The organism is Thiosocius teredinicola, from assembly GCF_002009425.1.
GTDB lineage: Bacteria > Pseudomonadota > Gammaproteobacteria > Chromatiales > Chromatiaceae > Thiosocius > Thiosocius teredinicola.
The window spans coordinates 2876614-2894911 of record NZ_CP019936.1 but is presented as its reverse complement, the minus strand read 5'-3'; the positions used below and the strand labels follow the sequence as shown (position 1 = coordinate 2894911).

The 18298-nt window shown below is 60.6% G+C and carries 16 protein-coding genes; 7 read left to right on the top strand and 9 right to left on the bottom strand.

Annotated elements, in window-relative coordinates; all coding sequences use genetic code 11:
* Nucleotides 1-94: 94 nt before the first annotated feature.
* A complete protein-coding gene (locus tag B1781_RS13775) occupies nt 95-541 on the top strand; it encodes a hypothetical protein (protein WP_078120210.1) in 447 nt (148 codons plus the stop codon).
* A gap of 512 nt (nt 542-1053) precedes the next feature.
* Here B1781_RS13775 and B1781_RS13770 read toward each other — a convergent pair.
* The gene (locus tag B1781_RS13770) at nt 1054-1965 is read right to left on the bottom strand and encodes a GGDEF domain-containing protein (protein ID WP_078120209.1); all 912 of its coding nucleotides are present in this window, start codon (nt 1963-1965) and stop codon (nt 1054-1056) included.
* A gap of 405 nt (nt 1966-2370) precedes the next feature.
* Here B1781_RS13770 and B1781_RS13765 point away from each other — a divergent pair, with 405 nt between their 5' ends.
* Entirely contained in the window at nt 2371-3312 is a 942-nt protein-coding gene (locus tag B1781_RS13765; protein ID WP_334223727.1) for a thioredoxin family protein, read from the top strand.
* 83 nt (nt 3313-3395) lie between these two features.
* Here the strand turns inward: B1781_RS13765 and B1781_RS13760 are convergent, their stop codons facing one another.
* The 6 genes from B1781_RS13760 to B1781_RS13735 form a co-directional block, all read right to left on the bottom strand.
* Entirely contained in the window at nt 3396-3845 is a 450-nt protein-coding gene (locus tag B1781_RS13760; RefSeq protein ID WP_078120207.1) for a CZB domain-containing protein, read from the bottom strand.
* 293 nt (nt 3846-4138) lie between these two features.
* A complete protein-coding gene (locus tag B1781_RS13755; protein ID WP_078120206.1) occupies nt 4139-4882 on the bottom strand; it encodes a YciK family oxidoreductase in 744 nt (247 codons plus the stop codon).
* Nucleotides 4883-4903: 21 nt separating this feature from the next.
* The gene (locus B1781_RS13750) at nt 4904-5680 is read right to left on the bottom strand and encodes a squalene/phytoene synthase family protein (protein ID WP_078120205.1); all 777 of its coding nucleotides are present in this window, start codon (nt 5678-5680) and stop codon (nt 4904-4906) included.
* Nucleotides 5661-6338 (bottom strand): HAD family hydrolase, encoded by a 678-nt coding sequence (locus tag B1781_RS13745; protein ID WP_078122066.1) that lies wholly within the window; start codon nt 6336-6338, stop codon nt 5661-5663. Before B1781_RS13745 ends, B1781_RS13750 begins: the two co-directional genes overlap by 20 nt.
* 2 nt (nt 6339-6340) lie before the next feature.
* Nucleotides 6341-7048, bottom strand: a complete 708-nt coding sequence (gene ubiG / locus B1781_RS13740) for a bifunctional 2-polyprenyl-6-hydroxyphenol methylase/3-demethylubiquinol 3-O-methyltransferase UbiG (protein WP_078120204.1) — start codon at nt 7046-7048, stop codon at nt 6341-6343.
* A gap of 77 nt (nt 7049-7125) precedes the next feature.
* A complete protein-coding gene (locus B1781_RS13735) occupies nt 7126-8442 on the bottom strand; it encodes a TRZ/ATZ family hydrolase (protein ID WP_078120203.1) in 1317 nt (438 codons plus the stop codon).
* Nucleotides 8443-8572: 130 nt separating this feature from the next.
* On the opposite strand from B1781_RS13735, the gene mtnA reads away from it, so the two are divergent.
* Nucleotides 8573-9640, top strand: a complete 1068-nt coding sequence (mtnA, locus tag B1781_RS13730) for an S-methyl-5-thioribose-1-phosphate isomerase (RefSeq protein ID WP_078120202.1) — start codon at nt 8573-8575, stop codon at nt 9638-9640.
* A gap of 62 nt (nt 9641-9702) precedes the next feature.
* Here mtnA and B1781_RS13725 read toward each other — a convergent pair whose 3' ends face one another.
* On the bottom strand, nt 9703-11619 hold the full coding sequence (locus tag B1781_RS13725) for a methyl-accepting chemotaxis protein (protein WP_078120201.1): 1917 nt from the start codon (nt 11617-11619) through the stop codon (nt 9703-9705).
* A 115-nt stretch (nt 11620-11734) separates the two neighbouring features.
* A complete protein-coding gene (leuA, locus tag B1781_RS13720; protein ID WP_078120200.1) occupies nt 11735-13402 on the bottom strand; it encodes a 2-isopropylmalate synthase in 1668 nt (555 codons plus the stop codon).
* A gap of 277 nt (nt 13403-13679) precedes the next feature.
* Here leuA and B1781_RS13715 point away from each other — a divergent pair, with 277 nt between their 5' ends.
* The 4 genes from B1781_RS13715 to gyrA all read left to right on the top strand — a co-directional run bounded on the left by B1781_RS13715 (nt 13680) and on the right by gyrA (nt 18276).
* Nucleotides 13680-14144 carry an Lrp/AsnC family transcriptional regulator gene (locus tag B1781_RS13715; protein WP_078120199.1) on the top strand — a complete coding sequence of 155 codons (465 nt, stop codon included), beginning with the start codon at nt 13680-13682 and terminating at the stop codon, nt 14142-14144.
* A 77-nt stretch (nt 14145-14221) separates the two neighbouring features.
* Nucleotides 14222-14680 (top strand): sulfur oxidation c-type cytochrome SoxX, encoded by a 459-nt coding sequence (soxX, locus tag B1781_RS13710; RefSeq protein WP_078120198.1) that lies wholly within the window; start codon nt 14222-14224, stop codon nt 14678-14680.
* On the top strand, nt 14677-15435 hold the full coding sequence (gene soxA, locus B1781_RS13705) for a sulfur oxidation c-type cytochrome SoxA (protein WP_125932089.1): 759 nt from the start codon (nt 14677-14679) through the stop codon (nt 15433-15435). The genes soxX and soxA overlap by 4 nt, the downstream gene beginning before the upstream one ends.
* Before the next feature lie 231 nt (nt 15436-15666).
* On the top strand, nt 15667-18276 hold the full coding sequence (gyrA, locus tag B1781_RS13700) for a DNA gyrase subunit A (protein ID WP_078120196.1): 2610 nt from the start codon (nt 15667-15669) through the stop codon (nt 18274-18276).
* Nucleotides 18277-18298 lie beyond the last annotated feature (22 nt).

The following is an 18298-nucleotide window of genomic DNA, read 5'->3' as shown; positions in this document are numbered from 1 at the left end:
GTAGATGTGCCACAGCTGCTGCAGGTGGATTGGCCGGTTTAATCAGCGCTTAAATTTGCTCAGTAGATTTGAAGGAAGATTCGGTGAGGATGTCATGGCTTTTGAGAATGTCTGGGCGACGCCTGAAGATGTGAAGAAATACAACTTGTCCAGGTTCTGGACAAAGTATCACCTCTACCAATGGCAAGACGAGAACGTTCGTGGCAGGGGTGTCGGTTTCACGATTGATCGTAAAACGGGTATCTATCTCGTGCCTTATTCGGGTTTTCGGGAATCGATATATAAGAGGGAGTTTGTATTACATTGGCGCGACGAAGATGTCTTTATGAGAGTTGATCGCGATACAGAAAAGAGTTCCGGTTGGTTTGATGAGATATCACCATATCGAATCGTTTGGGATCTACTACATGTTGGTCCGCCGAGTCATATGAATGAGCAAAACCAAGAACTTCTCGATGTGTTCAAGGGCGCTCTGCGAGCGTATCGCGACTGTGGCGTGCATAGCGAGTATCCGGACGCGATCGTTGATTTTAACTTTTAGATGAACGCGTTTTGGAACTCAGTTGGGATCAAACTGTTTCAAAGATTTTGACCTTAGTTCACCAGCAGATTTGATGCTCGCATCGCGATCGAATGCAGTGGGCGATGACTTTGGGCGAATCTCGGTTCTTTGCCTGCTCAGTGGCGAGCACTCAGGCGAATCAGTTTAGACGCCAACGATACCGCTCTTGATAGTGGAGCGCGAACGAGTTTTGTTGTCTTGGCTTCCAAAGTGATCCGGTAGCTCGATCAAGCGGTAAGGTTGTCGATGAGCCTCACCAGCAAGTCTTAGGGCTAAGCTCATTTCACATTGCTGAAAGTCCCACCTTGCGTTCGGGTCTGGGACCTCTCAGAAGAGTTCATAACGCCAAATTCCATCCGTAAGGTTCTTTCACCACAACGTCGTTGGATTGCAACGCGGCTAAGACACGTCTTCCCTTGATGCGCCTGGTCATGGATGAGGTACAGCCGTGTCCGCTAATCGAAATCCGGCAGTTTCTATCACTCGTATCGTTAACCAACCATCGTCCGATTACGCCCATTGCGCTTGGCCGAGTACAGGGCTTGGTCTGCACGTTCAAACAAGCCTTCGGCTGTATCGGCTTCGTTCAATTGCGCAACGCCGACACTGGCGGTGACCTGAGTATCGCGACCACGGATGGTGGCGATAGCGGCGATGTTTTCGCGGATTCGCTCAGACAGCAGCTTGGCGCCTTCTTCGGCGGTGTGGCTCGCCAGCACGACGAACTCTTCACCACCGAAGCGGAACATCAGGTCGCTGCGGCGGATCGTGTTGGCGATGCTCTGCGCGACGGCGACGAGCACGTCATCGCCGAAGGCGTGACCGAAATCGTCGTTGAAGCGTTTGAAGTGATCGACGTCGATCACGAGGATCGACATCGGCAGGCCTTGGCGATGCGCCAAGTCGACCTCACGTGCCAGTGAACTGTCCAATGCCATACGGTTGGGCACACCGGTCAGCGGATCGCGCGAGGCGAGTTCCACCGCCTGCTTGTAGGTGAGGGCGTTGCGCAACGGGTAGACCAGCGCACACAACAGGTTCTCGAGTGACGCGATCTCCTTTTCGGCGAACGGCACTTCGCGGTAGACGCGCACCGAGCCAAGCGAGCGCTCTTCGAGCTTCAGGTCGTAGGTGGCGCGATGCGATGCCTCCTGTCCGTACAGCAGGCGATTCTCGCCATCGGGCAGGGTGTACAGCAGACCGTCCACGGAGAGGTAGCGCTGAATTTCCTTGCCGAACATCTGCACCTGCAGTTCGAGTTCGAGGGTGGTTTGCAGAATGCTGGATAACTCGAGTACACGCGGGCCGAGGTTTTCGGGCGCTGTCGGTACGACGGTGCCGTGAGACTGAAGCGGGTTCACCAAAGCGAGGTTGCCTGTGTTTTTGAAGCCAAGAGTTTCCATGTTCTGCGGTCTCGTTTACGAATTGAGCGCTTACAGTTCTGCGAAACTCGTGCCAAAGGTGGTAAATCTTTAATAAACAGTAATTTAGGGTTCATCATCGGGTCGGTGACGGTTTGGTGTCGGAATTTCCGCACTACCCCGCATTCCCAAAGCGTCGAAACTCCGACGAAATCCGGGAATCAGGTTCACCGGCAGTATTCCGACATAGTAGCCAAAGTTTGACACTTGACCACCACTGTATGCCGTAAGATATCGCCACAAAAAGAAGAAATAGTTTCGTAGCGGAGAGGATGAGAGATGCATGTAGGCCGAATTCTTGGGTTGGCGCTCTGCTTGGTCGGTCAGCTTGCGACAAGCTTTGCGGCGCAAACGGGGGCACACGAAGGGGGGCTGACCCCGGGTTTGGTGAACCCCGGTTATCACGACAAACCGGCCTGGTTCAAAGAGTCGTTTCTCGATATCCGCGAAGACATCGGCGAGGCGGAAGCGGCGAACAGGCGTGTGATGCTGTATTTCTACCAGGACGGCTGCCCTTACTGCGCGAAGTTGTTGAACGATAACTTCGGAAACCCCGCAATCACCGAGAAGACTCGCAAGCACTTCGACGTGATTGCGATCAACATGTGGGGTGACCGCGAGGTTGTCGGTATTGACGGCAAGGCGACGACCGAGAAAGCGTTCGCCAACAGTCTGCGCGTTCAGTACACGCCAACGCTGTTGTTTTTGGGTGAACAGGGCGACGTGGTGTTGCGCATCAACGGCTACTTCCCGCCGCAGAACTTCGATGTTGCGTTGGACTATTTCGCCGGCCGGCACGAAAACAGTGGCCCGTTTCGCGACTATCTCGCCCAGTCGAGATCGGCACCCCAGGATCAGAAGATCAAACCGATCGCCGAAGCCTTGCCGCATCCCTTGCGGTTGCGCGAGCGGCCAACGCCGCAACGTCGGCTGCTGGTGTTGTTCGAGGAAGCGCGATGCGCGGCCTGCGACGACCTGCATCAGATTCTCTCACGCGACATGATTGCGTATGCGTTGACGAACCTCGACGTCGCGCAGGTGGATATCGATGCGAATGACGTTGTGCAGACCCCGGACGGGCGTGAGCTGAAGGCGGGTGATTGGGCGCGCGAGCTGGGTATTCAGTATGCGCCGAGCCTGGTGTTCTTCGACGCGGCGGGCAATGAGCTGTTTCGTACCGAGGCGTTGTTACGGTCGTTTCATGTGCACGGCGCGATCGACTATGTCGTATCCGGCGCGTACCTGTGGCAACCGTCTTTTCAGCGCTTTCTACAACACCGTACCGAAACGCTCAGGGCGCGGGGCAAAGACATCGACTTGATGCAATAGCATCGCAGCTGCCGCCCGTCACCCACGCAATCTGGGTGACATGGCGAAGGACATGATCGACCAACCCGGTCGATCATCAGGCGTTAGACGAGATTGGTGATCTCGTCGTCGGACATGCCCTTGATCTCGTCTTCGAGCAGGCCGATCGCATCGATCAGGGTTCCCGATACACCGAGCAGGTCGCGCATCAGCGTCTCTGCCTCTTCGTGCTGCTTCTGCTTCAATTTACTTTTTGAGCCGAACAGTTTTGCAAAGGCGGAGCGGTCGTCTTCACCAAACATCAGCTGGAAGATCTTCATATAGATCTGGTGCAGCATCTCGTGAGGTGTGTCGATAGCGGCGTAAGTGCTGAGCGAGGCCAGTCGCTGGCCGGGCCCGTAATACCATTTACCGAATTTGCAGTTGGTGTGAATGACCGGCACGTGATCTTGTTCGACCGGAATGCCGGCAATCAGTGCCTGTGCATACGAGCGCCACTGAATGTGGGCCGACTTCGCAGACCGAAGCTGGGTCAAGATCTCTTGTTTATTCATTTGCTTCCTCGAATTTCCCTATGAAGCCAAACGAACGGGCTGGCGCCGACACGTGGCGAAGCCGTTTCGACCGTCAGGCGAATCATCGTAAGTGATCTATCGGCTATATCGGTATTTACTAAAGTGCGAACGCGATCGCATTGCGAGTTTTGATTTGGATTCACTTGCGTTTTATCAATGCAAAACGTAGAAAAGAACGGAATTCATGTAAAACTCTGCAAAGCGCCGTTGAGTAAGAACGCCGCGTACTGAAGCAAGCGGGGAAGGTCGATGGGTTGCCGAGGTGGCGACCGTTATGCGTCCCAGCTCAGACGTTTGCCGGTGGTTCCCTTGCTGTCCGGGCCGATCGCCCACAGGTAAAGCGGGGCCAACGCGTCGGGCGTTTTCAGCACGCTGTTGTCTTCGGCGGGAAACGCGCGCTTGCGCAAAGCGGTGCGCGTGGCACCCGGATCGATACAGTTGACGCGGACCGTGCTGTTCTCGAGTTCGGCGGCGAGAATCTGGGTGAGCCCTTCGATACCGAACTTGCTGACGCCGTACGCCCCCCAGAATGCCTTGCCGTCGTGACCGACCGCATCGGTGGTGAAGATTACGCTGGCGTCTTTCGATGCCTGCAGCAACGGCATGCAGATCTGGGTGATTTCGAACGGGGCATTCAGGTTCACCTGCATGACCTTCAGCCAGTCTTCGATTTCATAGTCCTTGATGCGCGCGAGGTAGGGCAGGATGGCGGCGTTGTGCACGATACCGTCCAATCGCCCAAACGCCTGCTGCAACGATGCCGCCAGCTCGTCATAGTCGTGCGGTGTCGCGCCTTCGAGGTGGATCGGATAGATCGCCGGTGTCGGTCCACCCGCTGCCTCGATCTCGTCGTACACCGATTCGAGCTTGGCGACCGTCTTGCCGAGCAACACCACGGTCGCGCCGTGCGCGGCGAAACTCAATGCGATGGCACGCCCGATACCTTCGCCGGCGCCGGTAACCAGAATCACACGCTCTTTGAGCAGGTCGGGGGCGGCGTCGTAATCAGCGTACATTGAGTGTGTTGTCTCCATAATTCAGTGGCAACGCCAGGCGGTCCATAGATGCGCGAGCGGCGACCGTTCCACCGGTCGGTCGGCGACCGCGTAACCTGTGCGCTGCATTTTACGGTCGATAGCGCTCGACAGGGCAAACAGTCGCCGCGCAACACCGGCCAGCGTCGCGGTGACGTCGCGATCGAGCTGCAGGTGCTGCAAGAGTTCGCCGATTCGCACACGGCGTTGGTGCGTTGACCAATCGCGCAGCGCATTCAACGTCATGTCCGGCGGCAGACGATCGGGATAACGCGCAAACTGGCGTATGCTCTCGATCGCTGCGCAATAGGCGCCATGATCGATGATTTGCCGGCGCTTGCCAACGCCTGCGCGGTTTTGCGTCAACAGAAGAAACAGCTTGCCGCCGTCGCCTCTGCAGTTTTCGATGAAAGCTTTGTCGTTGGCGGGCTGTGGTTGTCGAATCCGTTGTTCGGCGGCATCGACGATGTCTTGCATGATGCTCACCGTGGCCGGCTCGATAGATCGCTGTAACGCGAAAGCAAGCGGGTGACGCGCGCGACCGGCGGCCAGCTCCTTGAGCTCGGTATGCCACCAATCCAGTTTCAGACGCGCGACGCCCGGATCGTTCGGGTGGTCGCAGATGTCGCGGATGGTCTGATGCCATGCAAGCAGCTGTGCCTGGTGGTCGCGTTCTTGCGGTGCGCTGAAACGTACGGCGTAGTATGCGGCTGATCCGACCGGTGTCGCCCGATTGGGAAAGCTCCACTCGTCGATGTCGTCAGACGGAGCGGTCCGCATCGGCCAACAGGTCGAGGAGCTGGGTCGGTTGCTCTATGGTGATGTCGCATTCCCAGGTATGCGGCGGATCGTCGGGATGCAGATAGCCGTAAAGCGCGCCGATGGTGTAGCAGCCGGCGGCATTGCCGGCCTGCATATCGCGCCCCGCATCGCCCACGTACCAGGTCTGCTGCGGTGCGCGGTCGAGCAGTGCGCAGGCATGCAGGATGGGTTCGGGGTGTGGCTTGCGGTTGCTGCAGGTGTCGCCGCTGACCACGCAGCCGGCGCGCGTCACCAGTTGCATGGCCTCGATCAAGGGATCGGTCAACCAGGCCGGCTTGTTGGTTACGATGCCCCACGGGATAGCGGCGCGCTCGAGCGTTTCCAGCACGGCCGCCATGCCGTCGAACAGCACCGTGTCCCGGCACAGGTTGTCGGCATAGACATCGAGCAGGTACTGGCGGCGCTCGTCGAACCCCGGCGCATCCGGCTGCATGCCGAAGCCGAGCTTGGTCAATGCGATACCGCCGTGCGATACCACCGGCCGAATGGTCTCGTAGGGCAGGGTTGCCTGCCCATAGTGTGTCAGCGTTGCGTTGAGTGCACTGGCCAGGTCGGGCGCAGTGTCGGCGAGCGTGCCGTCGAGATCGAACAGTACGGCGCTTGGCTTGTGTCCCACAGTCACTCCGCGCGCGTGGTGGCGACCATGTAGTTGACGTCGATATCTCGCGGGTTGAGCTTGTAGATGCCGGTCAGCGGATTGTAGGTAAGGCCGATGATGTCCTGGTTGTCGAGCCCGGCGTCGCGAATCCAGCGCACCAGCTCCGAGGGGCGGATGAACTTGGCGAAGTCGTGCGTGCCCTTGGGCAGCAGTTTCAGCACGTATTCTGCGCCGATGATCGCAAACAGGTAGGACTTGGGATTGCGATTGATCGTCGAGAAGAATACCTGTCCACCCGGTTTGACGAGGGTGGCGCAGGCCTTGATGGTCGAAGCTGGATCGGGCACGTGTTCGAGCATCTCCATGCAGGTGACGACATCGAAGGCACCGGGGGATTCTTCAGCGAGGGTCTCTGCCGGAATGCGGCGATAGTCGACATGTTCACCGCTTTCGAGCAGATGCAGACGCGCCACTTCCAACGGCGCCTCGCCCATGTCGATGCCGGTCACCTTGGCGCCGCGTGCCGCCATCGATTCCGACAGGATGCCGCCGCCGCAGCCGACATCGAGTACCGTCTTGCCGCTGAGCCCGACGCGCTCATCGATGTAGTCGAGGCGTAGCGGGTTGATCTCGTGCAGCGGTTTGAATTCACTGTTGGGATCCCACCAGCGCGATGCGAGCTGCTCGAACTTGTTGACTTCGACATGATCGACATTTGCGGCAGACATGACGGGGTTCCTGCAGTTGAGTTCCAAGCCTGATTATACGGTCTCGACCGGATACGCGGTGGCGACTCTGTTGTGCTTTACGCGGTTATTTCCATGATTTTCTCGCGCCATGCCGCGGCACGCGACAAGGTCTGGCCGAGATCTATGCTGGTCAATGCACGATCGTTGAGCACGTGTCGGCCATTGATCCATACATGGCGGACCTGCTCGCGGCCGGCGGCATACACGATCTGCGACAAGGGATGGTAGACCGGCTGTGTTTCGGGTTGTGACAGATCCACCGCGACGATGTCGGCCGATTTGCCGACGGTCAGCGAACCGATTTCGTCTTCCAGGCCGAGGGCGCGTGCGCCGTTCAGCGTCGCCATCTGCAGGGCCTGCTCGGCGGGCAGGGCGCAGGCGTCGCCTTGTTGACCTTTTGCCTGCAGTGCGGCGCTTTGCATCTCGGCCAGCATATCGAGGTCGTTGTTGCTCGCCGCGCCGTCGGTGCCCAGGGCGACATTGACCCCGGCATCGACCAGCTTGGAAACCGGGCAGTAACCGGACGCCAGTTTCAGGTTCGACTGTGGACAATGCACGACGTGCGCGCCGTTCTCGGCGAACAGCTCGATCTCGTGTGGCTGGAGTTGGGTCATGTGCACCGCGATCAGCGACCGGTCGATCAGGCCGAGATCGTTCAGGCGCTCGATCGGGCGAACGCCAAACTGATCGATACCGCCCTGTACCTCGGCAGTCGTTTCGTGCACATGCATATGGACCGGGATCTGCAACTCGTTGGCCAGCTTGGCAACCCGTTTCAGCGGCGCATCCGATACCGAGTAGGGCGCATGCGGTGCAAAGGCGGTACGCACCAGGGGATCGCCGCGAAACTGGTCGTGCACGGCGTTCGCTTTTTCGAAGTAGGTATCGGTGTCGCCGGCCCACGCAGACGGAAAGTCGATCAGGATCAATCCGATCGATGCGCGAATACCGGCCTGGGCGGCGACGCGGCCGGTGACATCGGGAAAGAAGTACATGTCGTTGAAGCAGGTCGTCCCGCTGCGCAGCATCTCGGCAAACGCCAGGCGCGAACCATCGGCCACGAACTCTTCGTGCACCCAGCGACCCTCGGCCGGCCAGATGTGGTCGTTGAGCCAGGTCATCAACGGCAGGTCGTCGGCCAGTCCGCGGAACAGGCTCATGGCTGCATGCGTGTGCGTGTTCACCAGGCCCGGTATCAGCGCGTGACCTTTAAGCTCGAGCGTTCGCTCGGCGCTGATCTGCGACTCGGCCTCGCTGCGTGGGGCTATCGCGGCGATGCGTCCGTCGTTGACGGCGATGCTATGGGATTCGAGAACACCTGCGGAGTCGACCGGAACGATCCAGTCGGCGTGGATAAGAAGTTCTACCTGCACGTTTCGTTGCCGTTGCTGCTTGTCTGCGGGCTAAAATACCGCAAAAACCCGTTGTTCGCGCCATTGCCTGTGCGGCGACTGCCGGCAGCGGCCCTTTCCCGACTCGATTTGAGAGCATTCCCGAACCGTCATGCAAGAAGTCAAACTCGATATTCCGGTCACCGCCGATTCAGCCGTGCTGTGGCGCGAGGATTCTCTGTATCTCCTCGACCAACGCCGCCTGCCGGCGACCGAGCTGTTCATTCACTGCCGCAACGTGCAGGAGACCGCCGATGCGATACGCGCCATGGTTGTGCGCGGTGCGCCGGCTATCGGGCTGACTGCTGCGTATGGTGTCGTGGTCGCAGCACGTGCGCGTTTTGCCGAGGACGCGGCGAACTGGCGTAAGGCCATCGAGGCGGATCTCGACGTGCTGGCGGCATCGCGCCCGACGGCGGTCAACCTGTTCTGGGCGATCGAACACATGCGCAAGCGGATTGCCGACAGCGGCGACGGCGACCCGGTGCCCGGCCTGCTCAGCGAAGCCATCGCACTGCACGAACGCGACCGCACCGACAACCGCCGCATGGGCGACTTCGGTGCCGGATTGATCCACGGACCGACTTCGGTCATTACCCACTGCAATACCGGTGGCCTGGCGACCGGCGGTTGGGGTACGGCGTTGGGCGTGATCCGCAGCGCGCATGCCGCGGGCAAGCTCGACATGGTGTATGCCGATGAAACGCGACCCTGGCTGCAGGGCGCGCGCCTGACCGCATGGGAGCTGGCGCGCGACCACATACCGGTGAAGCTGATGGCCGATAGCGCGGCTGCTGCACGCATGGCGGGTGGCGGTGTTGGCTGGGTGATCGTGGGGTCGGATCGCATCGCCGCCAACGGCGACGTGGCGAACAAGATCGGCACCTACAGTCTGGCAGTCGCAGCGCGCTACCACGGGGTTAAGTTCATGGTGGCGGCGCCCACGTCGACAATCGACATGCACACCGCAGACGGGGCATCCATCCCGATCGAAGAGCGTGCGTCCAGCGAGGTGCTCGAATGCCTGGGGCAACGCATCACGGCCGAAGGGGTGGGGGCGTGGAATCCGGTGTTCGACGTCACGCCGGCTTCACTGGTGGATGCGATCGTCACCGAGCGCGGCGTTATCGAGAAACCTGACCGGGAAAAGATCGCGGCGCATATGGCCGGCGTGGCATAGCGCGCAAAAAAATGCCGGCCCTCAAACGGGCCGGCAGCTCAACAGCTCCACACGACTTTTGGTCAGCTTTGCATCTTGAATCGACTGACCAGCGATACCAGTCCGTCTACATTGTGCGACAGGCCGCGCGCCGCTTCTGACGACGACGAGATCTGTGCAGCGTTTTCTTCGCCCATGTGGCTGATGTTGTTCACGTTGCGGTTGATGTCTTCGGCCACGTGACTCTGTTCTTCAGCCGCGGTCGCGATCTGAATGCTCATCTCGGTAATGGTGTTCACCGAATCGGAGATCGCGGTCAGGCTGTTGGCCACGCGCGTGGCGCGCTCGACCGTGTTGTCGGCGCGATCGTGGCTGCGCTTCATGACGTCGACCGTCTGCGCAACGCTGTTCTGCAGGCTCTCGACCATCTCCTGGATCTCGGTGGTCGACTCCTGGGTGCGGTGGGCGAGCTGACGGACCTCGTCGGCGACCACGGCAAACCCGCGACCCTGTTCACCGGCGCGTGCGGCTTCGATCGCGGCGTTCAACGCCAGCAGGTTGGTCTGCTCGGCAATCCCACGGATCACTTCGAGTACGGTGCCGATGCGCTCGCTTTCGCCATGCACACGCTGCACGGTGTTCGACGCCACCTCGATGTCGCCGGCCAGGTCGTGAATCGCCTGCGAGGCGTCGCCGACGGCGGCGTTGCCTTCGCCGACCGCGCTCATGGTCTTCTCCGCGGTAGAGGCCACCTCGGAGGTACGGTTGGCCACTTCCTGAACGGTGGATGACATCTCGTTCATCGCAACTGCGATCTGCGCGGTCTCGGCCTGTTGTTGCGAGATCCGTTCGCTGCTCTGCAGCGATGCCTCGGCCAGCGAATTGGCGACCACGTCGATCTCCTTGGCCGAGCGTTTCACCTCGCTGACGAGGTCGCGAATGGTCTCGACGAATCCATTGAAGCCTTTGGAGAGGCAAGCAACCTCGTCTTTGCCCTGGTCATCCAGCGCCACATCGAGGTCGCCATCGCCCTTGGAGATCTCGTTCATCATCGCGGTGGCGGTCTGCAGCGGCTTGGCGACGTTCTTACCGATCATCCATACGCCCAGGCCGAACAACAGCATGCCGATGGTGGCGGCGGTGAAGAACGACATGTTGATTGCGCCCAGCTGGTTGGCGAAGAAGCTGCGGTCCTTGCCGACCATCAGCACACCGATCACGTTGCCGGAGAAATCGCGCACCACGTCGGCATACACGGCATAAGGCGTGTCGCCGATCTTGGCGCCGGTGCTCGCCGGTTCGCCGCGAGCAACCGTCATCAAGGTGTCGGTCGACATCGGTTCGGCGTCGCCGAAGGTGCTGGCGAAAGGATCGAGTTTGCCGTCGCGCAGCAGGTGCAGGCTCAGTTTCACGTCATGCGCTGCGGTGTAGTCATCGAAAAACGCCTGGCCGAACGACATGCCCATCTCGACGGTACCGACATGCTGGCCGTCGGCACGGATCGGCACCACGCCGCGAACGCCGAGCCCTGCGACACCGATCTCGAGCCCCTTGATCGCGCTCGACGAGTTATTTGCCTCGACAACGGTTTTGCGGAAGCTCGACAGGTCGTCACCGAACTTCTGCGGCTTGTGCACGCGCAGGAAAGAGGTTGCCGGCGGCAGGTGGAACTGGAACTGGCGCACCTTGTGGTCGGCCTTCATCTTGCCGAATCCCGGTACGAATACGTTGGCCAGGGCTTCGCGGTCCTGATTTTTCATCGCCTCCTGCACTGAGGGCATGCCGGCGATGAGGGCACTTAGCGAAATCGCCTCGTTGCCCAATGCGCCGATCTCGGCCGACACGTTCTGATAGACGGCGCGCAACTCGCGCTGCTCGGCGGTGGCGAAGCCGTCGTTGATCAATTGATAAATAATGATGAACACCGCCGCGCCGACGATGGCGCCGCCGGCCAGCACGGTGCCGACGAGTCGCGGGACGATAGGAATATTGCGAAGCATGGGTTCGGATCTCTCGAGTGTTATGCCGCGGTGTTCGGCACGAGATTCGCGATCTTTAGCTTCCCGACGCAATAATGTCGCCGAAAAGGCCGCACGATGCGGCCGGTTTATCGGCTCAGGCCGCGATGCGGCTCATTTCGGCCCGGTTGAGCGCCGCCAGTACGGCGCGCATCGAGGCGCTGACCGTATCTTTGTCGAATGCGACCCCCGAACTGCGGTGCCCGTCGATATTGAGCTGCACATAGGCCACCGCTTCGGCCGCGGTGCCCTCGCCGAGGGCGTGCTCGCTGTAGTCGACCACGCTGATTTGGTTGCCATAGGCACTTATCCAGGCGTTGACGAAGGCCTCGATGGCGCCTTCGCCACTGCCGCGAATCGTGCGCTGGACACCGTTGTGATCGACCTGGGCATCGATCGTGTCGATGCCGTTCTGACGGTCCAGCCGGTAACCGGCCAGCGCGACCGGGTGGCTGGTGGTCGCGAAGTGCTGCATGAACAGTTCATGGATGCGTTCGCCGCCGATCTCGCCGCTGACCGATTCGCTCTCGTGCTGAACCACCTGCGCCAGTTCCACCTGCATCCAGCGCGGCAGCGTCAGGCCGTAATCGCGCTCCAGCACGAAGGCCACGCCGCCTTTGCCCGACTGGCTGTTGACACGGATCACCGCCTGGTAATCGCGCCCCAGGTCTTTCGGGTCGATCGGCAGGTAGGCGACCTGCCAGTGTTCGTCGTCCGACTGGCGGCTCAGGCACTTGCGGATCGCATCCTGGTGGCTGCCGGAAAACGCGGTGTACACCAGCTCGCCGATCCACGGATGGCGCGGGTGCACCGGCAGGCCGGTCGATTGTGTGTATACCTGGATGATCTCGTCGGGCGACGACAGGTCGAGCTTCGGATCGACACCCTGGCTGTACAGGTTCATCGCCATGGTCACGATGTCCATGTTGCCGGTGCGCTCGCCGTTGCCCAGCAGGGTGCCCTCGACGCGATCGGCGCCGGCCATGATCGCCAGTTCGGCGGCAGCCACGGCGCAGCCGCGATCGTTATGCGTATGCACCGACACGATGATGCCGTCACGTCGCGCGACATGGTTGCAGAAGTACTCGACCTGGTCGGCGAACACGTTCGGTGTGCTGCTCTCGACGGTGGCCGGCAGGTTGATGATGCACGGCTTGTCTGCGGTGGGCTGCCACACGTCGGTAACCGCATCGCAGACCTCGACCGCGTAATCCCATTCGGTATTCGAAAAACTCTCCGGTGAATACTGGAAGACCCACTCGGTGTCGGGATAGCGCGCCGCGGTATCGCGCAACATGCGTGCGCCATCGACGGCAATCGCCTTGATGCCGTCGCGATCGCGGTTGAACACGCGTTCGCGCTGCACGGTGGAAGTCGAGTTGTAGACGTGCACGATGGCGCGCCTGACGCCTTTCAAGGCCTCGAAGGTGCGCTCGATCAGGGCCTCGCGCGCCTGCACCAACACCTGGATGGTCACATCTTCGGGGATGCGGTCTTGTTCGATCAACCAGCGCACGAAGTCGTAGTCCGGTTGGCTGGCCGACGGGAAACCGACCTCGATCTCTTTCACGCCGATCTTGACCAGCAGGTCCCACAGGCGACGCTTCTGCGTGACGTTCATCGGTTCGAGGAGCGCCTGGTTGCCATCGCGCAGATCGACACTGGCCCAGATCGGTGCGGCGTCGATGGTGTTGTCCGGCCAGCGGCGGCTGTGCATCGGCACGGGCCGGGTCGGGCGGTATTTGCGGTGGTCGAATGTGCTCACGTGCGGCGCTCCTGTTTCGCTGTTGTGTTCCTCGACCCTCCCCCTGGTCGGGGGGAGGTTCAGGGTCGACTCGGCCCTTGTGGGGCGCTGTGTCTGCGCGGTGCCGGGTCGGCGGTGCGCGGGGTGCCGGCTTGTGGCCGACGTAGGAAAGCTTAGGGGTAAACTGGTGGCAAAAGATTGCGAATTGGCTGTTGATTCGGTCTTTTCGTTTGCATATATGCTAAGTTTTGTTTTTTAGACGCAATAAAAAGTTTCTCAGTGCCAAAAGGGGGCAATCTTGGAGCTCGATCGTTACGACCGGCGGATACTCGAGGTGCTGCAGCAGGACGGCCGGATCAGCAACCAGGATCTGGCCGAGCGCATCGGCCTGTCGCCGTCGCCTTGTCTGCGCCGAGTGCGTGCTTTGGAAGAGAGTGGAGTGATCGCCGGCTATCGGGCGATCGTCGATGCGCGCCAGCTGGGCCTGACGCTGCTGGCGCTGATCCATATTTCGATGGACCGCCACACCCCGGAACGCTTCGCCAATTTCGAGGAGCGCGTCGCCGCCTTGCCGGAGGTATTGGAGTGTCTGCTGATCACCGGCCAGGACGCCGACTACCAGCTCAAGGTCATCGTGCGCGACATGGAGGCCTATCAGGCTTTGCTGCTCAACAAGATCACGCGCATCGAGGGGGTCAGCGGGGTGCATTCGAGTTTCGTCATGCGCCGCGTGGTCGACAAAACCGCCGTGCCCCTGCCCTGAATGACCTGGGTCAAGCGGGTTCGGCGGCGTGTTCGGTAGACTTTTGTCGTTTCCGCCGCCGTGCAAGGTGTCTGTTGATGCGAGCTTGGGTGTTTGTGGTCGCGTTGGTGTTCGTAGGCCAGCCGCTGTGGGCGGCCGATGCGGCGACGAACGACGACTATTGCCGCTGGCAGGCCGAGAACTTCGCGATACAGCAACCGTTGTGCGGCCTGCAGGGCGACCCCGAGCGCGGCCGTAAGATCGCGGCCGACAGTCACGCCGGCAACTGCCTGGCGTGTCATAAGATGCCGATCGACGAAGAGCCGTTTCACGGCACCGTCGGGCCGCCGCTGCTCGGTGTCGGCGCACGCTATACGGCGGCCCAGATCAGATTGCGCATCGTCGACGAACAGCAGATCAACCCAATGACGATCATGCCGGGCTTCTACCGTGATCCGAAACTCGCCAACCGGGTGGCCGAAGAGTTCTGGGGCAAGACGTTTTTGACGGCGCAGCAGGTTGAAGACGTCGTCGCCTACCTGGTGACCCTGAAGTGACCCGCTTACTCGCAGCCTTATTCGTTGTGCTCGCTGCGCCCGCATTGAACGCGGAGCCGATCAGCGGCTATGAGTTTCTCGATGAAAGCACGCGCGCCATGCAGGACGACGAGTTCGAGAACCCCGGCATGGTGGCGGTCGATCGCGGCCGTGAACTGTTCAACGAACAACGCGAAGACGAGATCGCCAGTTGCGCCACCTGCCACGGCGAAGACGGTGTCGACCTGAATACCGAGGCGATCGCGCAGTACCCGGTCTTCAATCCGAACATCGGCGGCCTGCTGACCCTGCAGGAACGCATCAATCACTGTTACGAGATCAAGCTCGACCGTTTTCCGCTGGTGTCCGGACATGCCGACCTGATCGCCCTGGAGACCTTCGTGCGTTTCACGGCGCGCGGCGAGACGGTGAACGTGCAGACCGAGGGTGACATGGCGCCGCTGATCGAACAGGGCAAGAAGCTGTACGAGACACGCTTCGGCCAGATCGACATGTCGTGCTCGCACTGCCATGTGCAGCACCAGGGCCAGATGTTGCGTGGCCAGAAACTCAGCCAGGGGCAGGCCAATGGCTTTCCGGAATACCGCCTCGGCAAGGGCCGGATCACCAGTCTGCATCAGCGCCTGACCGAGTGTTTCGTCTCGTTCCGCGCCGAGCCATTTGAGCCGGGCTCGCAGGAATACAAACTGATCGAGCTGTACGTGATGTCGCGTGGCAACGGGCTGAAGATCGAGACCCCGGCGGTCAGATTCTAATTCCCTCAGCCGGTACCGGTTCGGATTCAGGCAATTGTCGAAAACGTCTGATTTTCGGCCGTGAGTTTCTCTCTGGCGGGCTGTAAGCGCGTCTGTGCCGTTTTTTCTCTGTGTCGCACTATCGGCATTGTGTTACTATTCAGCGCTTGATTCGCCCCAAAAATTATTACAAGCACCGGGCCACGAAGACCCGGTTTCCCGGCAACAGGGGGCAAGGTTCAGGAACCGTTTATGAGCGAATTCGCTAAGGAAATCCTCCCCGTCAATCTCGAAGACGAGATGCAGCAGTCCTATCTGGACTATGCGATGAGCGTCATCGTCGGGCGCGCACTGCCCGATGTGCGCGACGGCCTCAAGCCGGTACACCGACGCGTTCTGTTCGCCATGGGTGAGTTGGGCAACGACTGGAACAAGCCATACAAGAAATCCGCGCGCGTCGTCGGTGATGTCATCGGTAAGTATCACCCACACGGTGATACCGCCGTGTACGACACCATCGTGCGTATGGCGCAGCCGTTCTCGCTGCGCTACATGCTGGTCGACGGGCAGGGCAACTTCGGCTCGGTGGATGGCGACGCCGCCGCGGCAATGCGTTACACCGAAGTGCGCATGGCGAAGATCGCACATGAACTGCTCGCCGACATCGACAAGGAAACGGTCGACTTCGTACCCAACTACGACGAGTCGGAGCACGAGCCGCAGGTACTGCCGGCCAAGATTCCGAACCTGTTGATCAACGGGTCGTCGGGTATCGCGGTCGGCATGGCGACCAACATTCCGCCGCACAACCTGACCGAAGTGATCAGTGCCTGCATCAAGGTCATCGAAGAACCGGCGGTCAGCATCGACGAACTGATGGAGATCGTACCGGGTCCGGATTTCCCGACCGCCGGCATCATCAACGGTGTTAGCGGCGTGCGCGAGGCGTATCGCACCGGGCGCGGCAAGGTCTACATCCGCGCGCGCACCTCGGTCGAAGACATGGATGGCGGCAAGCAGCGCATCGTCGTCACTGAGCTGCCGTACCAGGTCAACAAGGCGCGGCTGCTGGAAAAGATCGCCGAGCTGGTCAAAGACAAGAAGCTTGAAGGTATCACCGACCTGCGCGACGAGTCCGACAAGGACGGCATGCGCATGGTGCTCGAGCTGCGCCGCGGCGAGGTCGCCGAGGTGGTGCTGAACAACCTGTTCCAGCAGACCCAGATGCAGAACGTGTTCGGCATCAACGTGGTCGCGCTGGTCGACGGTCAGCCGCGCACGCTGAACCTCAAGCAACTGCTCGAATACTTCATCCGCCACCGTCGCGAGGTCGTCACACGGCGCACCCTGTACGATCTGCGCAAGGCGCGCGAGCGGGCGCACATTCTTGAAGGCTGGGCGGTCGCGCTGGCCAACATCGATGAGGTCATCGCAGTCATCAAGGCGGCAGCGAGTCCTGCCGAGGCCAAGAAAGAACTGGTCGAGCACACCTGGCAGTCCGGTACCGTCGAGGCGATGTTGGCGCGCGCCGGCGCGGACGCCTCGCGCCCCGAGGATCTGCCGGATGGCTTCGGTCTGACCGATGCAGGCTACCGCCTGACCGAGACCCAGGCGCAAGCGATCCTCGACCTGCGGCTGCAGAAGTTGACGGGTCTCGAGCAAGACAAAATTATCAGTGAATTCCAAGAGATACTGGATAAAATTGCCGATCTACTTGAGATTCTTTCCAGTCCCGATCGCTTGATGCAGGTGATCAAGGACGAGCTGACCGACATCCGCGAGCAGTTCGGTGACGAGCGCCGCAGCGAGATCGTGGTCAACCAGATGGACCTGACGCTGGAAGATCTGATCACCGAGGAAGACGTGGTCGTGACCCTGTCGCACCAGGGCTACGCCAAGTCGCAACCGATCGGCGACTACCGGGCGCAGCGCCGCGGCGGTCGCGGCAAGACGGCAACCTCCACCAAGGACGAGGACTTCGTCGAGAAGCTGTTCGTCGCCAACACCCACGACACCATTCTGTGCTTCTCCAGCCGCGGCAAGTGCTACTGGCTGAAGGTCTACGAGTTGCCGCAGGCCGGTCGAACGGCACGCGGTCGGCCGATGGTCAACCTGTTGCCGTTGGAGCAGGGCGAGCGCATCAACGCGGTGCTGCCGGTGCGCGAATACGCCGAAGACCTGTTCATCTTCATGGCGACCGCCTCGGGCACGGTCAAGAAGACCCCGCTGATCGATTTCTCGCGGCCGCGTTCGAGCGGCATCATCGCCGTCGATCTGCGCGAAGACGATCAATTGATCGGCGTGGACGTCACCGACGGCTCGCAAAGCATCATGCTGTTCACCTCGGCCGGCAAAGCGATTCGTTTCCAGGAATCGGACGTGCGCGCCATGGGTCGCACCGCGTGCGGTGTGCGTGGTGTGAAGCTCGGCAAGGATCAGCGCGTGATCTCGCTGATCATCGGCAATGAAGGCGATGTGATGACCGTCACCGAGAACGGCTACGGTAAGCGCACGCCGATCGATCAGTTCCCGATCAAAGGTCGCGGCGGCATGGGCGTGATCTCGATCAAGACCTCGGAGCGCAACGGCGACCAGGTCGGCGCGGTCAGGGTCGACGAAGAAGACGAGATGATGCTGATCACCAACGGCGGCACCCTGGTGCGCACCCGCGTGGCCGACGTGTCGCGCATGGGTCGTGATACCCAGGGCGTGACCATGATCCGCTTGTCGAGCGACGAGAAGTTGATCGGCATCGAGCGCATCGAGGCCTTGGAAGGGGACGAGGACGAAGGCGTCGAAGATACGGAAGGTGCCGGCCCGGACGACGCTGCTGAGCAGCCAGAGGGCGGCGACGAGGATTGACGGATTCCCCGGACCGCTACGG

Coding starts and splice junctions, on each gene's coding strand:
- B1781_RS13760 (WP_078120207.1), bottom strand. CDS start 3,845: ATGAATAAACAAGAGATCTTGACCCAGCTTCGGTCTGCGAAGTCGGCC.
- B1781_RS13775 (WP_078120210.1), top strand. CDS start 95: ATGGCTTTTGAGAATGTCTGGGCGACGCCTGAAGATGTGAAGAAATAC.
- gyrA (WP_078120196.1), top strand. CDS start 15,667: ATGAGCGAATTCGCTAAGGAAATCCTCCCCGTCAATCTCGAAGACGAG.
- B1781_RS13750 (WP_078120205.1), bottom strand. CDS start 5,680: ATGCGGACCGCTCCGTCTGACGACATCGACGAGTGGAGCTTTCCCAAT.
- B1781_RS13725 (WP_078120201.1), bottom strand. CDS start 11,619: ATGCTTCGCAATATTCCTATCGTCCCGCGACTCGTCGGCACCGTGCTG.
- ubiG (WP_078120204.1), bottom strand. CDS start 7,048: ATGTCTGCCGCAAATGTCGATCATGTCGAAGTCAACAAGTTCGAGCAG.
- soxX (WP_078120198.1), top strand. CDS start 14,222: ATGCGAGCTTGGGTGTTTGTGGTCGCGTTGGTGTTCGTAGGCCAGCCG.
- mtnA (WP_078120202.1), top strand. CDS start 8,573: ATGCAAGAAGTCAAACTCGATATTCCGGTCACCGCCGATTCAGCCGTG.
- B1781_RS13770 (WP_078120209.1), bottom strand. CDS start 1,965: ATGGAAACTCTTGGCTTCAAAAACACAGGCAACCTCGCTTTGGTGAAC.
- B1781_RS13755 (WP_078120206.1), bottom strand. CDS start 4,882: ATGTACGCTGATTACGACGCCGCCCCCGACCTGCTCAAAGAGCGTGTG.